Genomic DNA, 1,256 nt, shown 5'->3' on the forward strand with positions numbered 1-1,256 from the left:
CTTAGTTGTAAGACACTGTGATAGTGATGGTATCTGAATAAGAGCCTTCGTACTCAAAGCCATTAACTTGTGGTCTGATGGAAACGGTTTTCGCTACAGATGCACCTTCTACGTCACTGCCTGCACTCTGGCTAACTTCCTGGTCGCTGGTCAGGCTCAAACCTGTGGATGTATCAGCAATATCCAGCAAGTATGCAATGTCTTTACCGCTGTGAGTATCGTTCTTCAGTACACCACCATTGGCAGAAGAGTAAGTGGTATTAGCTGTGCTTTGTCCTGTGTTACACCAGATTTCAACACTGGCTACGTCTTGTGCGGTAGTTGCAGCCAAATCCAGTCCTGTCGCGCCGTTGGCAGCTGTGCTGTTTACCTTACATTCCGGTAGGATTTCGCCGCCAATATCAAATGAAGTCTCGTTGGTATCTTCTACAGAGATAGTCGCGTTGGCGTTTAAAGCTGCAGCAGTTGTGATGATAGCGATAGTTTTGATTAAAGTTTTCATGTTAATTCCCCAAAAAGTTTTTTAAATAGTTAGATTTTTTATAATTCGTTAATTATTCGTAAGACACGGTTACTTCGATGGTGTCGGTGTAAGTACCTGCATATTCAAAACCCGTTACCAAAGGTTTTACAGATACTGCACGCGTCGCTTCTGCGCCCTCTACGCCGTTACCAGCCACCTGGTTAATGGTTTGTGCGCTGGTTAATTGCAGGTCATTTGCAGTGCCAGAAATGTCGATTGCATAGGCAATTTTCTTGCCTTCTTCACTCACCATGTAACCGCCGTTAACTGACTCATAGGTGGTTCTGGCAGTGCCTTGCCCGGTATTACACCAAAGAGAAATAGATGCTGTTGTTTGCGCTTCAGTTGAAGATAGGTCCAACGAAGTTGAGCGCTCTGGTGAATAATTTGAAACTTTACACTCAGGCAGAATTTCACCGCCGATATCAAATGAAGTTTGATCTGTGTCCGAAACAGAAATCGTTGCATTTGCAGTGAAAGCGGTAAAAGCAGCGATTGCAATAATGGATTTGTTAAATGTGTTCATGGTATTGGCCTCTCAAGCATTCGTTTAATTTAGTTGGGGAGTTCCCCGTTTGATTTAACTAATGCAGATGCGGTGCCAACTTTTATGACAGGCAGGTGTTTTTTTCGAAAATAAATTCGATCAAATAGAAATGCCCTTTAAAAACAACCGTTTATGGGGTTCCCCTTTCTTCATAAAAAATGAAGCTTTTTTCATTAATTCAATTGT

General features: G+C 42.5%; 2 protein-coding genes. Both read right to left on the bottom strand.

From position 1 onward, the window contains the following. Position 1: 1 nt before the first annotated feature. Complete coding sequence (locus ACXAGP_RS22065) at positions 2 to 502, bottom strand: hypothetical protein (RefSeq protein WP_475263955.1); 501 nt, start codon at positions 500 to 502, stop codon at positions 2 to 4. 52 nt (positions 503 to 554) lie between these two features. After that, positions 555 to 1,049: a hypothetical protein gene (locus ACXAGP_RS22070; protein WP_475263957.1), complete on the bottom strand. Its 495-nt coding sequence runs from the start codon at positions 1,047 to 1,049 to the stop codon at positions 555 to 557. Positions 1,050 to 1,256 lie beyond the last annotated feature (207 nt).

The sequence above is a fragment of the Planctobacterium sp. AWM4_229 genome, assembly GCF_056160305.1.